Origin of the sequence: Pseudomonas sp. MWU15-20650, assembly GCF_023242475.1 — a bacterium.
Lineage (GTDB): Bacteria > Pseudomonadota > Gammaproteobacteria > Pseudomonadales > Pseudomonadaceae > Aquipseudomonas.
Window position 1 is genome coordinate 65,103 of the sequence record NZ_JALJFG010000021.1, and the last position, 18,913, is coordinate 84,015.

13 protein-coding genes are annotated in these 18,913 nt (G+C 59.5%); 5 read left to right on the plus strand and 8 right to left on the minus strand.

Annotated elements, in window-relative coordinates; all coding sequences use genetic code 11:
* Positions 1-19: 19 nt before the first annotated feature.
* Genes M5B43_RS16920 through rfbB form a run of 6 tightly spaced genes read right to left on the minus strand, consistent with a single transcriptional unit; the run spans position 20 to position 6,621 of the window.
* Positions 20-1,405, minus strand: coding sequence for a sigma-54 dependent transcriptional regulator (locus M5B43_RS16920; RefSeq protein ID WP_248751161.1), 1,386 nt, complete (start codon positions 1,403-1,405; stop codon positions 20-22).
* A complete protein-coding gene (locus M5B43_RS16925; RefSeq protein WP_248751162.1) occupies positions 1,402-3,210 on the minus strand; it encodes an ATP-binding protein in 1,809 nt (602 codons plus the stop codon). Before M5B43_RS16925 ends, M5B43_RS16920 begins: the two co-directional genes overlap by 4 nt.
* A 36-nt stretch (positions 3,211-3,246) precedes the next feature.
* Positions 3,247-4,128 carry a dTDP-4-dehydrorhamnose reductase gene (rfbD, locus tag M5B43_RS16930; RefSeq protein WP_248751163.1) on the minus strand — a complete coding sequence of 294 codons (882 nt, stop codon included), beginning with the start codon at positions 4,126-4,128 and terminating at the stop codon, positions 3,247-3,249.
* Positions 4,125-4,670 (minus strand): dTDP-4-dehydrorhamnose 3,5-epimerase, encoded by a 546-nt coding sequence (rfbC, locus tag M5B43_RS16935; RefSeq protein WP_248751164.1) that lies wholly within the window; start codon positions 4,668-4,670, stop codon positions 4,125-4,127. Before rfbC ends, rfbD begins: the two co-directional genes overlap by 4 nt.
* Positions 4,667-5,542, minus strand: a complete 876-nt coding sequence (rfbA, locus tag M5B43_RS16940; protein ID WP_248751165.1) for a glucose-1-phosphate thymidylyltransferase RfbA — start codon at positions 5,540-5,542, stop codon at positions 4,667-4,669. Before rfbA ends, rfbC begins: the two co-directional genes overlap by 4 nt.
* Entirely contained in the window at positions 5,539-6,621 is a 1,083-nt protein-coding gene (rfbB, locus tag M5B43_RS16945; protein ID WP_248751166.1) for a dTDP-glucose 4,6-dehydratase, read from the minus strand. The genes rfbA and rfbB overlap by 4 nt, the downstream gene beginning before the upstream one ends.
* Positions 6,622-6,772: 151 nt before the next feature.
* Between rfbB and M5B43_RS16950 the strand changes: the two genes are divergently transcribed.
* The 3 genes from M5B43_RS16950 to M5B43_RS16960 all read left to right on the plus strand — a co-directional run bounded on the left by M5B43_RS16950 (position 6,773) and on the right by M5B43_RS16960 (position 11,357).
* Positions 6,773-9,682 (plus strand): aminotransferase, encoded by a 2,910-nt coding sequence (locus M5B43_RS16950; RefSeq protein ID WP_248751167.1) that lies wholly within the window; start codon positions 6,773-6,775, stop codon positions 9,680-9,682.
* A gap of 121 nt (positions 9,683-9,803) precedes the next feature.
* Positions 9,804-10,910 carry an agmatine deiminase gene (gene aguA / locus M5B43_RS16955; RefSeq protein ID WP_248751168.1) on the plus strand — a complete coding sequence of 369 codons (1,107 nt, stop codon included), beginning with the start codon at positions 9,804-9,806 and terminating at the stop codon, positions 10,908-10,910.
* Between the two features lie 234 nt (positions 10,911-11,144).
* Positions 11,145-11,357, plus strand: coding sequence for a hypothetical protein (locus M5B43_RS16960; RefSeq protein WP_248751169.1), 213 nt, complete (start codon positions 11,145-11,147; stop codon positions 11,355-11,357).
* Positions 11,358-11,377: 20 nt separating this feature from the next.
* Here M5B43_RS16960 and M5B43_RS16965 read toward each other — a convergent pair whose 3' ends face one another.
* Entirely contained in the window at positions 11,378-13,465 is a 2,088-nt protein-coding gene (locus M5B43_RS16965) for a TonB-dependent siderophore receptor (RefSeq protein WP_248751170.1), read from the minus strand.
* 411 nt (positions 13,466-13,876) lie between these two features.
* Here M5B43_RS16965 and M5B43_RS16970 point away from each other — a divergent pair, with 411 nt between their 5' ends.
* Entirely contained in the window at positions 13,877-15,163 is a 1,287-nt protein-coding gene (locus M5B43_RS16970) for an OprD family porin (RefSeq protein ID WP_248751171.1), read from the plus strand.
* Between the two features lie 72 nt (positions 15,164-15,235).
* Here M5B43_RS16970 and M5B43_RS16975 read toward each other — a convergent pair whose 3' ends face one another.
* Positions 15,236-17,365, minus strand: a complete 2,130-nt coding sequence (locus tag M5B43_RS16975) for a M48 family metallopeptidase (RefSeq protein ID WP_248751172.1) — start codon at positions 17,363-17,365, stop codon at positions 15,236-15,238.
* A 547-nt stretch (positions 17,366-17,912) separates the two neighbouring features.
* Between M5B43_RS16975 and M5B43_RS16980 the strand changes: the two genes are divergently transcribed.
* Entirely contained in the window at positions 17,913-18,851 is a 939-nt protein-coding gene (locus tag M5B43_RS16980; protein WP_283099511.1) for a toll/interleukin-1 receptor domain-containing protein, read from the plus strand.
* Positions 18,852-18,913: the final 62 nt, after the last annotated feature.

The window sequence follows — 18,913 nt, forward strand, 5'->3', positions numbered from 1 at the left end:
TCTTGGCGGGAATGGGATGTCATTCGTCATCAGCGCTATGGCTGGCGCTGTCGGCGAAGTTCAGACCGTGTTTGCGCAGTTTGTCGTGCAAGGTCTTGCGCGGTATGCCCAAGGCTTCGGCGAGGCTGCGCACCGAGCTGTGGGGGCGGGTCAGTTCGGCGGCGATCAGGCTTTTTTCGAACTGTTCGACTTGTTCGCTCAGGCCGCCGGGCGTGGAGGTCAGCACGCCAGTGGCAGGATTGTCCGCCGTGGCATCCAGCGCCAACTCCAGGCCCAGGGCAAAGCGCTCTGCGGCGTTCTGCAGTTCGCGGACATTACCCGGCCAGCTGTGGCGCAACAGCAGCGCCCGCTGGCCCGGTTGCAGTTCGTGCAAAGGCAGGCCGTGACGGCTGCTGGCTTCGTCGGCGAAGTGCTGGAACAGCATCAACGCATCTTCCCCACGCTCGCGCAGTGGCGGAATGCGCAGCGGCGCGACGTTGAGGCGGTAATACAAGTCGGCCCGAAAACGGCCTTGGTCAGCGGCTTGGCGCAAGTCTTCCTTGGTGGCGGCGATAATGCGGATATCCAGCGGGATCAGTTGATTGCCGCCCAGGCGTTCCACCACACGCTCCTGCAACAGGCGCAGTAACTTGACCTGCACATCCAGGCTCATGCTCTCGATTTCATCCAGGAACAGCGTGCCACCGTTGGCGAATTCGAACTTGCCGATACGGCGCTTCTGCGCGCCGGTAAACGCGCCGGGCTCATGGCCGAACAGCTCGCTTTCGACCACGGACTCAGCCAGGGCACCCGCGTTGATTGCCACAAACGGCCCGTTGCGTCGGCTCGACAGGTCATGCAGCGCGCGGGCGACGACTTCTTTGCCCGCCCCGGTTTCGCCAAGAATCAGCACATCGGCGCGGGTGGCGGCCAGGGCACCGATTTGCTCGCGCAGGCGCAGCATTTGCGGCGAGTGCCCCACCAGGCGCGTGCTCAGTTGCTGGCGATCGCTGAGGGCCAGGCGCAAGCTGCGGTTGTCCAGCACCAGCCGGCGCAGGGCCAGGGCGCGCCGCACGCTATCGAGCAAGGCGTCGCTGGCAAAGGGTTTTTCAAGGAAGTCATAGGCGCCGGCACGCATGGCTTGCACCGCCAGTGGTACGTCGCCGTGGCCGGTGATCAGCAGCACCGGCAAGTCTGGGTCCTGGCCATGCAATTGGGCCAGCAGTTCCAGACCGTCCATGCCGGGCATGCGGATATCGCTGACCACCACACCTGGCCAGTCCCGCGACAGGCGCTCGGTGAGGCCGGTGGCTTCGCCCAGCGTCAGGACGTTCAGCCCGGCCAGGTCCAGGGTCTGGCACAGGGCCTGACGCAGGTGTGGGTCGTCGTCGATCAACACCACCTGAATCTGGTTATCGATACTCATACACTGCGGTCCTCGGACGGTTGCAGACTGACGCCCGGCGAGCCGGCACGCAATTTCAAGGTTAACAATGCGCCGCCTTCCTTGTGGTTGGCGAACAACAGCTCGCCGCCGAAGGCACGCATCAGGGTGTCGCAGATCGCGAGGCCCAGCCCCAGGCCCTGGGTGCGCGTCTTGGTGGTGTAGAACGGCTCGCTCGCGCGACCCAGGGCTTCCATGCAAAAGCCTGGGCCATTGTCGCGAATGTACAGGTTGACGCCCTGTGCGGTGGTTTCGGCACTCAGCCAGAGTTTACGGGGTGGGCCTTTTTCGGTGAGGGCGTCGAGGGCATTGGCCAGCAAGTTGCCCAGCACTTGGCGCAAGCGAGTTTCACCGGCTTGCACCCACAGGGTTGCCTCAGGCAAATCGCGGATCAACTCCACCTCCATCGAGCGTCGCCGTTTGGCCAGCAACGCCAAGGCGTCATCCAGCGCCGGTTGCAGGGCCACGCTCTCCGGCGCGTGGCGGTCGCGCCGGGCAAAGGCGCGCAGGTGGGCGATAATCGAGGCCATGCGCCCGGTCAGTTCGCTGATCAACTTGAGGTTGCCGCGGGCGTCGTTGGTGCGCTCATGGTCGAGCAGGATTTCGGCGTTTTCCGCGTAGCTGCGGATCGCCGCCAGTGGTTGATTCAGTTCATGGCTGATACTCGCGGACATGGTCCCCAGTGCCGAGAGTTTGCCGGCCTGTACCAGGTCATCCTGGGCGCGCACCAATTCTTGCTGGGCGTGTTCACGCTCCAGCACTTCCTGTTTCAGGCGCCGGTTAAGGCCCTCCAGATCGCTGGTACGCTCGATCACGCGCATTTCCAGCTCGCGGCGCGCCTTGGCTTCGAAGGCGATGCGTTCCAGGTAATGGCGGCGGCGCTGCATCATTAATCCCAGCAACAGCATCAGCACCAACAGCGTCGCGCCACCGACGGCCACCACTGTGCGCACCGGTCGGTTGATCAGCGAGCGCGGGGCGAGAATTTCCACGGTCCAGCCGGTCTCGGCAATGGCCGTGGATTGGCGCAGCCAGGCGCTGTTGCTGAGGCTCAGCGGTTGTGGGTCGCGGGTTGGGTAGGGCTGGATGGCAATGATGGCCTGGCGCTCTTCAGCGGTCAGCGGGCGGGTAGCGCGGAATCGCCATTGCGGGCGCGAGGTGAGGATCACCACGCCATTGTGGTCGGTGACCAATAGTTGTTCCGGGGTTTTGCCCCACAGGCTTTCGGTGTGGTCCAGGTCGACCTTCACCACCAGCACGCCGATGATTGTGTTGCCATCGCGCACGGCAGCGGCGAAAAAGTAGCCGCGTTTGGCCGAGGTGGTGCCCAGGCCGAAAAACCGCCCCAGGTGCCCGGCCATGGCTTCACTGAAATACGGTCGGAACGAAAAGTTGCGCCCGACAAAGCTGTCTTGTTTATCCCAGTTGGACGCGGCGAGGGTTTTACCGGTGGCGTCCATCAGGTACATCACTTCCACCCCGGCCTGGGCGGCGACGTCCTTGAGCAGCAGGTTGGCGTTGGCCAGGTTGGTGCTGACGTGAGGCGCGGCCAATGCGGTACGCAGGGCGGGCAAGTCACCGAGGATCTGCGGCAGCACTTCATAGCGGTGCAGCGTGCCCAGCAGGTTCGCGACGTACAGGTCGAGGGTCTGGCGGTTTTGCCCGGCCAGTTCGCTGCGGTAGTAGCGCTCGGCCAAGTGCTCCAGCGGCCACAGCAGCGGCGCCAGGCACAATGCCAGCAGGGCGAGGCTGCGCCAGCGGGGTCTTCGCGGAAGGGGTGGAGTCATGAGGATCATGCGCCTGTGGGGACAGGCGCATTATGCCTAGTGCTGCTGCGCAAGACACTCGTGCAGTGCGTCTTGCCACTGCGGCTGGCTGACGTGCCATTGCTGTTGCAGACGGCTGCAATCGAGGCGCGAGTTCAGCGGGCGCTTGGCGGGTGTCGGGTAGGCGCTGGAAGGGATCGCCTCCAGCTCTGCGCAGGCACGGCCGCTGGCACGAAGCTGCTCGCCAATCGCTTCGGCAAAGCCGAACCACGAGGTTTCACCCTGGGCGGTGAGGTGGTAAACGCCCCAATCCCCAGCGTTACCCGCTTGCCAGCGCTCGATCAACGCTCGGGTGCTGTTGGCGATGGTTCCGGCCCAGGTCGGCGCACCAATCTGGTCGGCGACGATGCGCATCTGCGGTTTTTCCTGCAGTAGACGCTGCATGGTCAGCAGGAAATTCTTGCCGTGGCTCGAATACACCCAACTGGTACGCAAAATCAGGTATTCGCCGCCAACGGCTGCAATCGCCTGTTCACCCGCCAGTTTGCTCTGGCCATAGACGCCCAAGGGGTTTGGCTTGTCGTTTTCGGTGTACGGCGCAGGCTTGCTGCCATCGAACACGTAGTCGGTCGAGTAGTGAATCAGCGGGATACCCAACGCCTTGGCTTCCTCGGCGAGGATGCCGGGGGCGATGGCGTTGATGGCAAACGCTGAGTCGGGCTCGCTCTCGGCCAGATCGACGGCAGTGTGGGCTGCGGCGTTGATGATCAGGCTTGGGCGATGGGCACGCACCTGCTGGCGGATGAGGTCTGCGTCCGCGAGGTCCAGCTGGTCGCGGCCCAGTACGATGAGTTCGCCCAGGCCCTGGAGCCGCTGTTGCAGCTCCCGGGAGACCTGGCCGTGTTGGCCGGTGATGAGGATTTTCAGGGACGCGGTCATGGGAACAGGTCTGCCTCTTTCAGGCTCTTACCGTTCTGGTCCTTGGCGGACAAGGTCGGCGTGCCATTGAGCTGCCAATCGATATTGAGTTCCGTGTCGTCCCAGCGGATACAACGCTCGGCAGACGGCGTGTAGTAATCCGTGGTCTTGTAGAGGAACTCGGCGGAGTCGCTGAGCACGACGAAACCGTGGGCGAACCCCGGTGGAATCCACAGCTGACGGTTATTTTCGGCAGACAGGTGCACGCTGGCCCATTTGCCAAAATGAGGGGAGCTGCGGCGGATGTCCACCGCCACGTCCAATACTTCACCGGCGGTCACACGCACCAGTTTCCCCTGGGCGTGTTCTATCTGGTAGTGCAAGCCACGCAGCACGCCTTTTTGCGACCGCGAGTGGTTGTCCTGCACGAACTGCAGTTGCAGGCCGCTGATCTGGGCAAATTCCCGGGCATTGAAACTTTCGTAGAAAAAGCCGCGCTCATCGCCAAAAACTTTCGGCTCGATGATCAATACATCGGGCAGCTCAGTGGCGATCACATTCATTTAGTGTCCTCGGCCAGCATGTACAAATACTGACCATAGCCGGTTTTGCCGAAGTATTTGGCGCGTTCCAGCAGGTAGTCTCGATCGATCCAGCCATTTTCGTAGGCGATTTCTTCGAGGCAGGCTACTTTCAGGCCCTGACGGTGTTCGATAGTTTGAACGTAAGTTGACGCTTCCAGCAGGCTGTCATGGGTGCCAGTGTCAAGCCAGGCGAAACCACGGCCGAACCGCTCTACGTGCAGATCACCGCGCTGGAGATAAGCATTGTTGATGTCGGTGATTTCCAGCTCGCCGCGCGGCGAAGGCTTGACCGCCTTGGCGATCTTGATCACGTCGTTGTCGTAGAAATACAGGCCGGTCACGGCGTAGTGGGACTTAGGCTTCAGCGGTTTTTCTTCGATGGACAGGGCGCGGCCCTCGTCATCGAAGTCGATTACGCCGAAACGTTCCGGGTCTTTGACCCAGTAGCCGAACACGGTGGCACCCGACGGGCGTTCGGCCGCGCCGCGCAATTGATCGCTGAAATGCTGGCCGTGGAAGATGTTGTCCCCCAGGATCAGGCACACCGGGTCAGTGCCAATGAACTCCTCGCCGATGATGAACGCTTGGGCCAGCCCATCCGGCGAAGGCTGCTCCGCATAGCTGATGCGCACACCAAACTGGCTACCGTCGCCTAGCAGGTTACGGTATTGCGGCAGGTCCACGGGGGTGGAGATCACCAGGATGTCCTTGATCCCCGCCAACATCAGCACCGAGATCGGGTAGTAGATCATCGGCTTGTCATACACCGGCAACAGCTGTTTGGACACGCCCAGGGTAATGGGGTGCAAACGGGTGCCGGAACCGCCGGCCAATACAATACCCTTCATCATGCGATCAGATCCTTAGCGTCAGTATTGCCGAGTCGTTCACCTTGATAACTGCCATCCTGGACCCTGCGGCACCATTCCAGGTTATCGAGGTACCACTGTACGGTTTTGCGCAGGCCGGTCTCAAAGGTTTCTTCCGGAGTCCAGCCCAGTTCGCGTTCGATTTTGCTGGCGTCGATCGCGTAGCGTTGGTCGTGACCCGGGCGATCCTTGACGAAGGTAATCAGATCGGTGAATTTTTCCACGCCGGCTGGACGTTGTGGTGCCAGTTCTTCCAGCAGGGCGCAGATACCGCGCACCACGTCGATGTTCTTCTGCTCGTTATGGCCACCGATGTTGTAGGTTTCGCCTACTACGCCAGTGGTCACGACTTTCAGCAGCGCGCGGGCATGGTCTTCGACGAACAGCCAGTCACGCACTTGCAAACCATCGCCGTAGACTGGCAGTGGCTTGCCCGCGAGGGCGTTGAGAATGACCAGTGGGATCAACTTTTCGGGGAAGTGGAACGGCCCGTAGTTGTTCGAGCAGTTGGTCAGCAGTACAGGCAGGCCATATGTGCGCTGCCAGGCGCGTACCAGGTGGTCGGAGGCCGCCTTGCTCGCGGAGTAGGGCGAGCTGGGTGCATAAGGCGTGGTTTCGGTGAAGAGATCGTCTACGCCGTGCAGGTCACCGTACACCTCGTCAGTGGAGATGTGGTGGAAGCGGAACGCGCTTTTGGCGGGTTCTGCCAGCTTCTGCCAATAGGCCCGGGTAGCTTCGAGCAGGCTATAAGTGCCGACGATGTTGGTCTGGATAAAATCCGACGGGCCGTCGATGGAACGGTCGACATGGGACTCGGCCGCCAAGTGCATGATCGCCTGGGGCTCGAAGCGTGCCAGTAACGCGCTGACGGTGGCCTGGTCGATGATATCCGCCTGGACGAACTCATAGCGGCTGTTGGACGCGATGCTGGCCAGCGACTCGAGGTTACCGGCGTAAGTGAGCTTGTCCAGGTTGAGCACTTCATGCTCAGTGTGTTCAATCAGGTGGCGGATCAGGGCGGAGCCAATGAATCCGGCACCGCCGGTGATAAGAATGCGCATGTCGAGGGCCTTTTCCTTAGACGGACATTTAGCGAAAGAAGCATAGCTTGAGTTGTGAATCGGGCTGGTGCAAGCGCGGCGAGCATAAGGGGTTGATTATCGCCCCTGAACAATGGCGATATAGACGCCTGAAAAAACAGAGGTCGTCACAATGTTGCTTGCCACGTTGATTCACCGTGCCAGTTTGCCCTGCCCCCAAGTGAGCCCCGGCCAGGCGGCTTACTTACTGGAGCGGCATTATGGCATTGCTGGCACGTTGCATTCATTGGGCAGCCAACAAGACCTCAACTATAAGATCGACAGCGAACATGGCCGCTTCGTTCTGAAGATCTGCCGGGGTGACTACGCTGCCGTGGAACTCCAGGCCCAGCATGCGGCCCTCAACGAACTGCAGAGCCACGCCCATGTACGTGTACCCAAGGTCATCAAGGCCCTGAGTGGCGAGGCGTTGCTGACGGTGAGCGTCGAGGGACAAACCCTGCACCTTCGGCTATTGGATTACATCGACGGTCAACCTTTAACCCATAGGCCTCACCTGGGTCGCGACGTGATCGCAGGTTTCGGTGCGTTGTGCGGGCAGATGAGCCGTGCACTGGCAGGTTTCGAGCATCCAGGCCTGGAGCGTACCCTGCAATGGGACCCACGCCATGCCCACGAACTGATCACCCACCTGCTGGCGACCTTGCAGAACCTGCCCCACCGCACCGAATTGGAGCAGGTCGCCACGCAGGTCGAAGCGCGTGTCCGTCCGTTGGCTGCACACCTGCCCTGGCAAGCGGTACACATGGATATTACCGATGACAACGTGGTGTGGCAGCGTGATGCCCAGCGGTATTGGCGCATTCAGGGTGTGATCGACTTTGGCGATCTGGTGCGCACCTGGCGTATTGCCGACTTGTCGGTGACCTGCGCCGCCCTGTTGCACCATGCCGACGGCGATCCGTTTGCCATCCTGCCGGCGATCCAGGCGTGTCATGCGGTTACGCCTTTGCAGCGCGAAGAACTGCAGGTGTTGTGGCCACTGATTGTCGCCCGCGCGGCGGTGTTGGTGCTCAGCAGTGAACAACAGCAACGCCTGGACCCCGATAACACCTATCTATTGAAAAACGCTGAACATGAGTGGGAAATCTTCCGCATAGCCACATCGGTGCCGTTTGAACTGATGGAAGCGGCGATTCTGAGTGGCGTCGGTGAGGCGCTGCCATCGATAGCCAGCCTGGATTTCGCGCCGCTGCTACCGGGACTGGTGGGGCGTGAGTTCGCGCTGATCGACCTGGGCGTTCTCAGCCCGCATTTCGAGGCGGGCAATTGGGAAACCTCGGGCATAGACCGGCGGTTGCTGGATGAAGCGGCCACAGTCCATGGGCTGGCGGCCAGTCGTTACGGGCAATATCGGTTGTCGCGTACCTGTCCCGACAGTGCTGTAGAACCGGACACGTTCCCCCTTCACGTTGAACTGCACCTTCCCCATGGCACCGTGCTGGAGGCCCCCTTTGCCGGTGAATTGCGTGAAGGGAGCGACGGTTTCCTGTGTGTGTACGATCCCCGGCTGAGTGTGCGTATGTGGGGCGTGAAAACGTTGCTCCACCCCGGTGCCTTGGTGGTGAAAGGGCAAATACTGGGTGAGGTCCACGGCCCGTTGATCGTGCAGTTGTGCCGCGCCGACCTTGAGCCGCCGTTGTTCTGCACACCCTCCAGGGCATTGGCGTGGCAGGCGTTGTGCCCCTCACCGGCGATGCTGCTCGGGCTGGCCTGTGATGCTGAACCAGAGCTGGGCCCTGAGGCCCTGCTGGCCCGGCGCGATGCCAGTTTCGCGCGTTCGCAGAAGCATTACTACGTTGACCCGCCGCGTATCGAGCGGGGTTGGCGTAATCATCTGATCGATATGCAGGGCCGATCCTACCTGGACATGCTCAACAACGTGGCCGTGCTGGGCCATGGCCACCCGCGCATGGCCGCGGTGGCGGCGCGGCAATGGTCGTTGCTCAACACCAACTCACGTTTTCACTATGCGGCGATTGCCGAGTTTTCCGAGCGCCTGCTGGCACTGGCGCCGGAGGGCATGGACCGGGTGTTCCTGGTCAACAGCGGCACCGAGGCCAATGACCTGGCTATCCGCCTGGCCTGGGCCTACAGCGGCGGGCGCGACATGCTCAGTGTGCTGGAGGCGTACCACGGCTGGTCAGTGGCGGCGGATGCGGTATCCACGTCAATTGCCGATAACCCCCAGGCATTGAGCAGCCGCCCGGACTGGGTGCACCCGGTGACCGCACCGAATACCTATCGAGGCGAGTTCCGTGGGCCGGACAGCGCGCCGGACTACGTGCGAAGCGTGGAGCATAACCTGGCGAAAATCGCCGCGAACAAACGCCAACTGGCCGGGTTCATTTGCGAGCCGGTGTATGGCAACGCCGGGGGAATCTCATTGCCGGCGGGCTATTTGCAGCAGGTGTATGCGCGGGTGCGCGCCCAAGGAGGCGTGTGCATCGCTGACGAAGTGCAGGTCGGCTACGGCCGCATGGGGCATTTCTTCTGGGGTTTTGAAGAGCAAGGGGTGGTGCCGGACATCATCACCATGGCCAAAGGCATGGGTAACGGTCAGCCGTTGGGCGCGGTGATTACCCGTCGAGAGATTGCCGAAGCGTTGGAGGCCGAGGGCTATTTCTTCTCGTCGTCGGGAGGGAGCCCGGTCAGTTGTCGGATCGGAATGGCCGTGTTGGACGTGATGGAGGAAGAAAAACTGTGGGAAAACGCGCGGATAGTGGGCGGGCATTTCAAGGCCCGCCTGGAGGCGCTGATCGAGCATCATCCCTTGGTGGGTGCGGTGCATGGTTCCGGCTTCTATCTGGGCCTGGAGCTGGTACGCGATCGGCAAACCCTGGAGCCGGCGACGCAGGAAACCGCACAGTTGTGTGATCGCCTGCGCGAACTGGGGATTTTCATGCAGCCTACCGGCGACTATCTGAACATCCTCAAGATCAAGCCACCGATGGTCACTTCCAGGCGCAGCGTGGATTTCTTTGTCGACATGCTGTCGAAGGTGCTGGATGAGCAGCTGTAGTTAATCGATTCTTATCGGTTATTTATTGTCATATTTATCGCTCAAGATCTTTGGGCGCTTTTAAAGCCGATTTTTATCCGTTATAAAGTCGGCCTTCACCCCATTCGGAGTCCTGATCGCCATGACCACCCTGCACAGCACACCTCGCGCCGATGGCTTCCATATGCCCGCCGAATGGGCACCCCAGACCCAAACCTGGATGATCTGGCCCGAGCGTCCGGACAACTGGCGCTTGGGTGGCAAGCCGGCACAAGCCGCCCACGTGGCCGTGGCCAAGGCCATCGCACGGTTTGAACCGGTGACCGTGGCGGTGTCCGCCGGGCAATACGAAAACGCCCGTGCCCGCCTGGACGTGCCCAATATCCGCCTGGTGGAAATGTCCAACGACGACGCTTGGGTACGGGATACCGGGCCGACCTTCGTGATCAACAACCGGGGTGAAGTACGCGGGGTGAATTGGGACTTCAACGCCTGGGGTGGTTTCGACGGTGGCCTGTATTCGCCCTGGAACCGTGACTCGCAGGTGGGCGGCAAGATCCTTGAGATCGAGCGCGCACCGCGTTACCGCACCGAAGGCTTTGTGCTCGAAGGCGGTTCGATTCACGTCGATGGCGAAGGCACGCTGATCACCACCGAAGAATGCCTGTTGAACCGCAATCGCAACCCGCACCTCGATCGTGCAGCCATCGAAGCGGTGCTCAGCGATCACCTGGCTGTGGATAAGATCATCTGGTTACCGGAGGGGCTATTCAACGACGAAACCGACGGCCATGTGGATAACTTCTGCTGCTACGTGCGCCCAGGCGAAGTCTTGCTGGCCTGGACTGACGACCCGCAAGACCCGAACTATGCGCGTTGCCACGCCGCCATGGACGTGCTGCAAAGCAGCACTGACGCCCAGGGCCGCGCGTTCACGGTGCATAAAATGCCGATCCCGGGGCCGTTGTATGCCACCGAGGAAGAATGTGCGGGTGTAGATCCGGTGGACGGTAGCCAGGAGCGTAATCCGACCGTGCGGTTGGCTGGTTCCTACGTCAACTTCCTTATCGTCAACGGTGGCATTATCGCGCCGAGTTTCGATGACCCGCTGGACAACCAGGCCAAGGAAATCCTGCAGAACCTGTTCCCCCAGCACGAAGTGGTGATGGTGCCGGGCCGCGAACTGTTACTGGGTGGAGGCAATATCCATTGCCTGACCCAACAGCAACCCGCCCCTCACAAAAGTTGAGTGCAGTTGTAACAGCGTCTGAGTGATCACCGAGCGCGAGCCGTAGATAGCGTTCACAGCAAGCCCGCAGCCTAGCTAGGTTGCGGGCTTTTTTGTGTCCTGATGCCTATAAACACGGGACATTGGCATAGCTCTTGTATCTGTGTTGCCAGAGTGTCCCAAGGTGGTGACTGCACAGTTCTGTCACAAACCTTAAGTAAGTTAGCCGCTCACGCAGTAGGAGAGAGCGCTGAAATGAATGCCGATATCAACCTTATCTACACGCGCCCGTTCCACCCGACACGGGTCAACGGAGAGGCGATCCATGCGTTGGCGCTCTGGTTGAAGGCAAACGGCTCGCGACAGGCCAGGCAAGCCGACCTGCGCAGCGTGATGAGTGAACGTTACCCGGCGGGGTTGTTCAGTGAGGATGAAGTGCGTGCGTTGTGCGAGCTCTTGAACCACTGACCCCTCTAGCAGGCGTTGGCTTAAAAACTGTAGGTGCCTGTGACGACCAGGCTACGCGGCTCGCCCGGCTGAATCTGCGCCGCGCTGGTTGCCGAGGCGTAGTAGCGCTTGTCGGCGATATTGTTCAGCGCCGCGCGTACGTCCCATTCTTTCTGACGCAAGCCCACTAACGCGTCCCAGCGCCCGTAACCTGGCAGCTCCACGGTGTTGAGGTTGTCAGCATAACGGTCGCCCACCAGCGTCAGGCCCGATTCCGCGTACCAGCCCATTTCCGGTTTCCAGGTAATAAACAGGCTGGCGTTGCGCTTGGCGACATCGCTGATGCGCTTGCCTTCGAAGCCGTTGTTGTCCTTCTCGACCTTGGCATCTTGCAGGCCGATACCTCCGCGCACATACCAATTGCCGACGACCTTGCCGGTCGCGGTCAGTTCCACACCACGCGAACGTTGCTCCCCTGTGAGCAGGGTGACGGTGCGGTCCAGCGGGTCGGTGGTACGGCGGTTGTAGAGTTCCAGTTCGTACAGGGCCAGGGTGGTGCTGAGGCGGTCGTCGAGCCAGTCGCTTTTTACGCCGATTTCCTTCTGCCTGGTCAGCTCGGGGCTCAGGTCGTTGACATTGCCGGCGGCATTCGGGGTGATGCCGATCAAGCCACCACCCGCCGGGGAGAAGGTCTTGCTCCACGAGGCGTAGAACGAGTGATGTTCCAGCGGCGTCCAGACCAGGCCAACGCGTGGGCTGGTGCTGTGGCTCTTAACGTTTTGCTGGATATTGAGCAGCTGGTTGGTGGTGTCCACTTCGAACTGGTCGTAACGCAGCCCGCCCACGAGTTGCCACTGGTCATTCAGGCGCAATTGGTCCTGCACGTAGAGGGCGCGGCTTTCGACTTCGGTGTGGTTGTTACTGGAAAGACTCATGCGCCCGGTGTGGCTCAGGTGGCGGTTGGGTCGGTTGAGGTCCAGGCCCGGTACGGCCTGACCGCCCCGATTGACCGCGGTGGCGGAGTACAGCTTGGGATCGCGACGTTGGCTGCCCAGCTCCAGGCCGCTGAGCAGGCGGTGTTCCAGGCCGAAGGTGTCGAAACCACCTTCTAACTCCAGGTTGTTAAACACGTTGCGGGTGGCCAGGTCCTGCTGCCAGCGCTGGCGCGTGACTTTATCGGTTTTCGGGTCATAGCCGGTTTGGTAGGTGTTATCGAAATCGCTGTCGAGTTTGAACACACCGAGGGTGTGACGCAGTTGCCAGTTGTCGTTGAGCTCATAGGCGAGCTTGGAACGCAGGGACTGGGATTTGTCGTCGATGTAATCGCGGCTATCAAAGTAGGTGGTGCCGCGGCCTACATCCGCCGGGCGACCGTTGACCCCGGGAATACCGCGATCCGGGGTGCGGTTGTAGCGGCTGTATTCGTATTGCACCAGCCAGTTCAGGACAGGTGTGAGCTGCCAGCTCATCGACGGTGCAAACAACTGGCGGTTGCCACTGACGCCGTCGCGAAAGCTGTTGTTGTCCTGGTTGCCCATGTTCAAGCGCAGGCTGATGGTGTCGCTAGGGTCGGTGCTGAGGTCTGCATAGAGGCTACGCAGATCATGACTGCCGCCTTGGGCTTCGATGCTCGACGGATGGCCGGGCATTGGCAATTTGCTCACACGGTTGACGATGCCTCCTTGGCCGCCTCGCCCGTAAAGTACCGCTGCCGGACCTTTGAGTACTTCGATACGCTCGATGTTATGCAGGTCGCGCACGTATTGGCTGTCGTCGCGAATGCCGTCCAGGTAGAAGTCATTGCTCGCGTCGAAACCACGGATGCGCAGGCTGTCGAAGCGTGTGTCTGCGCCGCTGCTCACGTTGGGGATGCCACTTAACGCCTGGCCCAGGTCGTTGGTGCCGTAGGAACGCAGGCTTTCGGTCTTCACGGAGTCGATCGCTTGCGGCACATAACGTACGGAGGTCGAGGTGCGGGTGGCGGTGCTGCTTTCCCTGACACGTGGGTCGTCTTGGTCAATTTCGGCACTGATCGAGGTTTCGGGCAAGACCGTAGCCGCACAGGTAAATCCGGCAGACAACAAGACAGAGAGCCCAAGGGTCATGGGCGCCAGGCGAGGGGCAGGCATAAGGGAATGTATCCAGAATATGTGAGAAGAAATTGCGCGCCAATGATAATGCTTTGCATTTGCGTGAGTTGTTCATTCACAAAAATAGTGCTGCTGAGTTTGTTACTTGATGTGTTTTTGAGGGGGCGAGAGGCGTTTTACAGACTTTCGCCGAAGCGCTGTCGGTCAATGCTTAGAATTATTTCGCCTAAATACAGACGATTCACGAAATTGACACATAGTTCCGCGCGCGCATAGGATTGCGCCCAACGCCTGTGGCTCACCGCCATGACTCACTCAAAAATAAGAAAAGGCCCGCGGCGTTCAGTCGTTCGCGGGCTTTCTCTTTTCCGGGAAAAGTCGACACCAGAAAAGCAACACGGAGCCTGGTGTCACAGTGCGTACTCAACCAGTAATAAGGAATATAAGAAAATGTTGAAGCAACGGATGGGTCTGATCGCTCTGGGGATTTTGAGCGCTACTCAGGCAATGGCTAACGACCAGGAGCAATCCAAGGGTTTCGTTGAAGACAGCCACCTGAACATCGCAGCACGTAACGCCTACATCAGCCGTGACTACAAAAACGGCAAGCAAGACAAAGCCGAGTGGGGCCAAGGCTTCATCGGCAAGTTCGAGTCCGGCTTCACCCAAGGCACCGTAGGTGTGGGTGTGGACGTCATCGGCCAATACGCGATCCGCCTGGACGGTGGTAAAGGTCGCAGCGGCGCTGGCGGTATCGACTTCTTCAAGCAAGGCGACAGCGGCGAAGCAGCCAGCGACCTGGCCAAAGGCGGCGCAGCGGTCAAGGCACGCATCTCCAACACCGTGATCAAGTACGGCCAGCAAATGCCAGCCGTGCCGGTCCTGCAATACGATAACTCCCGTCTGTTGTCGGAAACCTACGAGGGCACCTCGATCGTTTCCAAAGAGATCGCCGGTCTGCAACTGGACGCCGGTCACTTCACCAAGGAAGCTCGCAAGAGCGCCGAAGGCAGCGACAGCGGTGCCCTGAAAAGCATCGACTACATCGGTGGTAGCTACAAATTCACCGAAAGCCTGTCGGCGGCTTTGTACGCCTCCAACATGCAGGACGTACTGAAGAAGCAATACGTTAACGTCAACTACGTGCTGGCCCTGCCAGAAAAACAATCGCTGACGTTTGACTTCAACGGCTACAAAACCAAGCTGGACCGCAGCTTCGCCCTGGAAAACCAAGGTGATGCGGACGCTCGCGACAACAAAATCTGGAGCTTGGGCGCTACATGGGCCGTTGGTCCGCACAGCTTCACCCTCGCTCACCAGCGCAGCACCGGCGACACGGGCTACCTGTACGGCGGCTACCGCAATGCTGGCGGTGTCGGCGACGGCGGCAACACCATCCTGTTGGCCAACTCCTACTGGTCTGACTTCAATGGTAAGGACGAGCGTTCCTGGCAAGCAGGCTACGGCCTGGACTTCAGCGCCTTCGGCGTGCCTGGCCTGACCTACAACATCGCTTACGTGCGCGGTACCAACATTGACGACGGTTCCAACCGCGGCAGTGGCACCGAGCGTGAAATCTTCAACCAATTCAAATACGTCGTTCAGAGCGGCCCAGCCAAAGACCTGAGCCTGCGTGCTCGCGCCTCGTGGTTGCGCGTTTCCAACAACGCCAGCAACTACAACGTTGGCGGTAACGAAATTCGCCTGTTCGCCGACTACCCGATCAACGTTTTCTAATTGATCGTACGTCGCGCCTGATGCCAGGCGATAAAAACCCCGACTGGTTCGGGGTTTTTTTATGTCGGCGCATCAGCCTTGGCGGTCATGCAAAATCTTGCGGGCTGCGGACGCGTTCACGTAGTCGAGCATTAACGACAGCCCTTCGTAAGGCTCGATTTTCTGGTTGTCTATGCACAGTTGCGCCATTTGCAGCAGCACCAGGCGCTTCTTCTTGTTGACCCGTGCACCCGGCACGCCGAACGCGGTTTTACGTCGCTCGGGCAATGGCGCTTGCGGCGTCAGTTCCACGGTTACCCAGATACCCTGGGCAAACTGCAACCGCACATTGGCGATATGCTCGATGGGGAGTGGTTTCACCAGATTGGCGAACACAAAATGCTCCGGCGTCAGGCGCAACGCAGTCTGCGGCGCGCGTTTGAAGCGGCGGATACCCATCCACAGAAAGATCAGCGCGATGCTGCCGATAGCCGCCCCGGCGCCGACGGCCGACAGCGGGGTGCCTTTCAAGCGCTCGGGGGAAAGCCAGGGCCGGCTCATGATGGCCAGTCCCAACAGCACGAACGGCAGCGCCAACACCGCCATCAGCGTACCGCGCCATCGGCCCCCTTCATGCAGTGCGCGCTCGCCCTCGGTCGAGGCGGCCATGGCTTCCAGCATATGAGTGTGTGCCGCGTTTTCGGATACCGACACCGCCATCAGTTCGAGAGACAGCTGTTCGCGCACAGCCTGCGGTGTGCTGAAATACGCGTCGATTTGCGCATTCGCACTTTCCACGTCCACGGCGCGGGTGGCGCTGTGCACGGCGTCCTGCAAGTGCACCTGCAGTGCCTTAAGGCGTTCGCCATTCGACGGGTGCGAATCGGTGGGGGGTGGCTGATGAATGCCCAGCGCTTCGGGCGGCAACTGCAACTCACGCTCTCGCAATGCGGCGAGCACGGCGCCGGGCAAATCGCCCTCTGTTGCCGCGTCACATAACGCCACCACTGAATCCTCGAGATGGGTATGCAGCACCGACACTCGCAACAACGCCGAAGCCGCCGCCGCATTGCCCACCAACCGGGCCCCCGCAGCGTCTGCCAGCAATTCCCGTTCTCGGCTCCAGTGATTCACGGCGTGGTCAAAACGCTGCATGAAAAACACGCCGAACATGAACGACGGCCGCATCAGCCAACCCTGGATCAGGTCGCTGCCCATCATCGTGGTCATCAACGCACCCAGGCTACGGTTGACGCCGTCGTAGATCGGCAGGAAGTGCAGGCTGTACTCGGTATCGTCACCGGCAAAATGCGCCAGCTCATGGCCGATCACCGCCCCGATTTCTTCGGGATTCAGCAGGCCTAGGTGCAGCAGCGGTACATGCAGGGTGCGCCCGCTCAATGGCGTCCCGGCCAGCATCACCTTGGCGGGGCTGGAGGTCACGTAAAAGCCTTGGGTCAAGCTCACCACAATATGATCCGGCGGCAACGCGCCCAGTTTGCTCGCCAGCTCACGCACATGCCGCCATAACCCCGGGGCCTGCTCAGGCGTCACCACCTGGCCGAACATCTCGAGCGGTTCGGGCTTGAAGATGCCCAACATGTGGCGCAGTTGTTTAAGCAGCAACCCGATCGAATACACGCAGAACGCGGCAATCACGCCCAGCACCGCCATCAGCTTGACTTCACCGCTGCCCAGCCGGCCCACATGCCACATCGCCAAGCCTTCGTAACTCAGCACCAACGCCACCGTCGCCGCGATCGCCACAACGTGGCTCACCAGCACATAGGGCAAAAGGCGGCTACCCAAGGTGAACACCTGCAACAATTTTTCCCGCGACTGCTGCGCACGTTGCCCCGCCCACTGTGTGCCGACGAGTGCGGCGAGGCCGATGAAGCTGGCGAGCAACCCAAGGCCGATCACCCACGGCGCCAGCTCGAGCATTACGCGGTTGACACGAAACGCGGTGGGCACCTCGGCTTCAATCTTGTCCAGTCGCGAGAGCGCCAGTTGTACGCCGATTTTTTCTTTGCCCAAGTCGACCACAGCGGCCGGGTCCTGAGCTGCCAGCACCTGCAGTTGATGTTTGGCGATGAGCAGGTTGGCGCTGTAATCAATCACCGCCGTGCTGGTATCGGCAGCACGCTGACGTTCCCAACTTCCCAGGGCGGCCAGCGCCAGGGGGAAGATGACAAGCAGGCAGATTAGCTTCAGGGCGTTCATGGGAGTCCGTTCACAACGCTGGGAGCTCGGTTATACCGAAAAAGCGCGTGGGGCGGATAGGGGAGGAGGTAGGGAAGGGAAGGGAAGGGAAGGGAAGGGAAGGGCCAAATCCCAGAAACAACAAAGCCCTCGCATTTTTGCGAGGGCTTTGTTTTATATGGGGCGGCACCAGGAGTCGAAAATGTTCATAACTACATGATTTATAGGCGTTTTATATTTAAAGGCATGGAGCGCTATCTCTAAAACTACCCTTTCATACCTCGCCCGAGCTTTCATACATGCAAGAAAAGCTTAACTAAGGGGCGGTTGCCCTCCACACACGACAGCCTCTCGCGCCTTCATTATTGGGGCACGGCAAGTAGCAAGGGACTCAAAGATGCAGTTGGTACAATCCACAGCAGTCGTCACCTCCAACTGAGCGCGTTCTGCCTACCGCGCTTCGCATCCGACGCGCTGAGAACGCTACGCTAACCTAGGAGTGCTATTTTGTAGCGATTTTTCACCAATTGTGCTCATAATTCGCAATCATCAAAACACGAGAATGGATATGTCTCCCAAGGTTTTTGTAAGTCACGCGAGTGAGGATAAGGATCGGTTCGTGTTGGACTTTGCGAAGCAGCTCAGAGCCCATGGAGTTGACGCATGGCTCGATAAGTGGGAGATGCTTCCTGGCGACAGCCTTGTTACAAAGATATTTGACGAGGGGATCAAAGATGCTCAGGCAGTAATTGTAGTTCTCTCAAAAAATAGCGTTAGTAAACCTTGGGTTAAGTATGAGCTCGATGCTGCTTGTGTAAAGCGAATCAATACTGGAAGTAAGTTGATTCCTGTCGTAATTGACGATTGCGAAGTTCCTGAAGCGTTAAAGTCTACACTTTGGGAGAGTATTGAAGATACTGCATCCTATCAATCAAGTCTTGAGCGCATTATTGCTTCAATCTTTGGTGTTTCAGACAAGCCAGCTTTGGGTAAGCCACCAGCATACGTGGGCAGCTTCGGTGTAAGTGTCGCGGGGCATAATAACGTGGACAGCTTGGTGTGCAAGCTTGCATGTGATTTCGCGATAAAAACAGGCTCGAGACACATAAACATTTCAGCATTTTGCAAGGATGGCGAGTTGGTTATGCCTGAGCACCAGCTTAGAGACTCCATTGAGTTTCTCGGTGAACACGGCACGTTTGAACTTCAGCATTTTCTTGGAGGCGAAATGCCGTCCATAGCGCTCACTGATGCAGGATTTGAATTGTATGCTCGTGAGCATGTGAGCAATTATGACGCTGTTTTTAGCTCAGTTGTTTCCGCGATTGTGAACAATGGTTGCACGAGTTTTTCACAAATTAAAAAGTGTCTTGACTTGACCCCGTTTCTGATTGAGCACTGCTTGAGAATTCTTGCGGGTGGGCGAAAAATTTCCGTCACCTGGTTTATCGGTGGAGACTGCGCGATCAGTAATGTCTCGCCTTCATTGCGTAGAACCTTGCAATAGCAATAATTAGTTATGATTCGGAGGCAGCCATTTTGAAAATGGCTGCTTTCACCCAGAAGAGG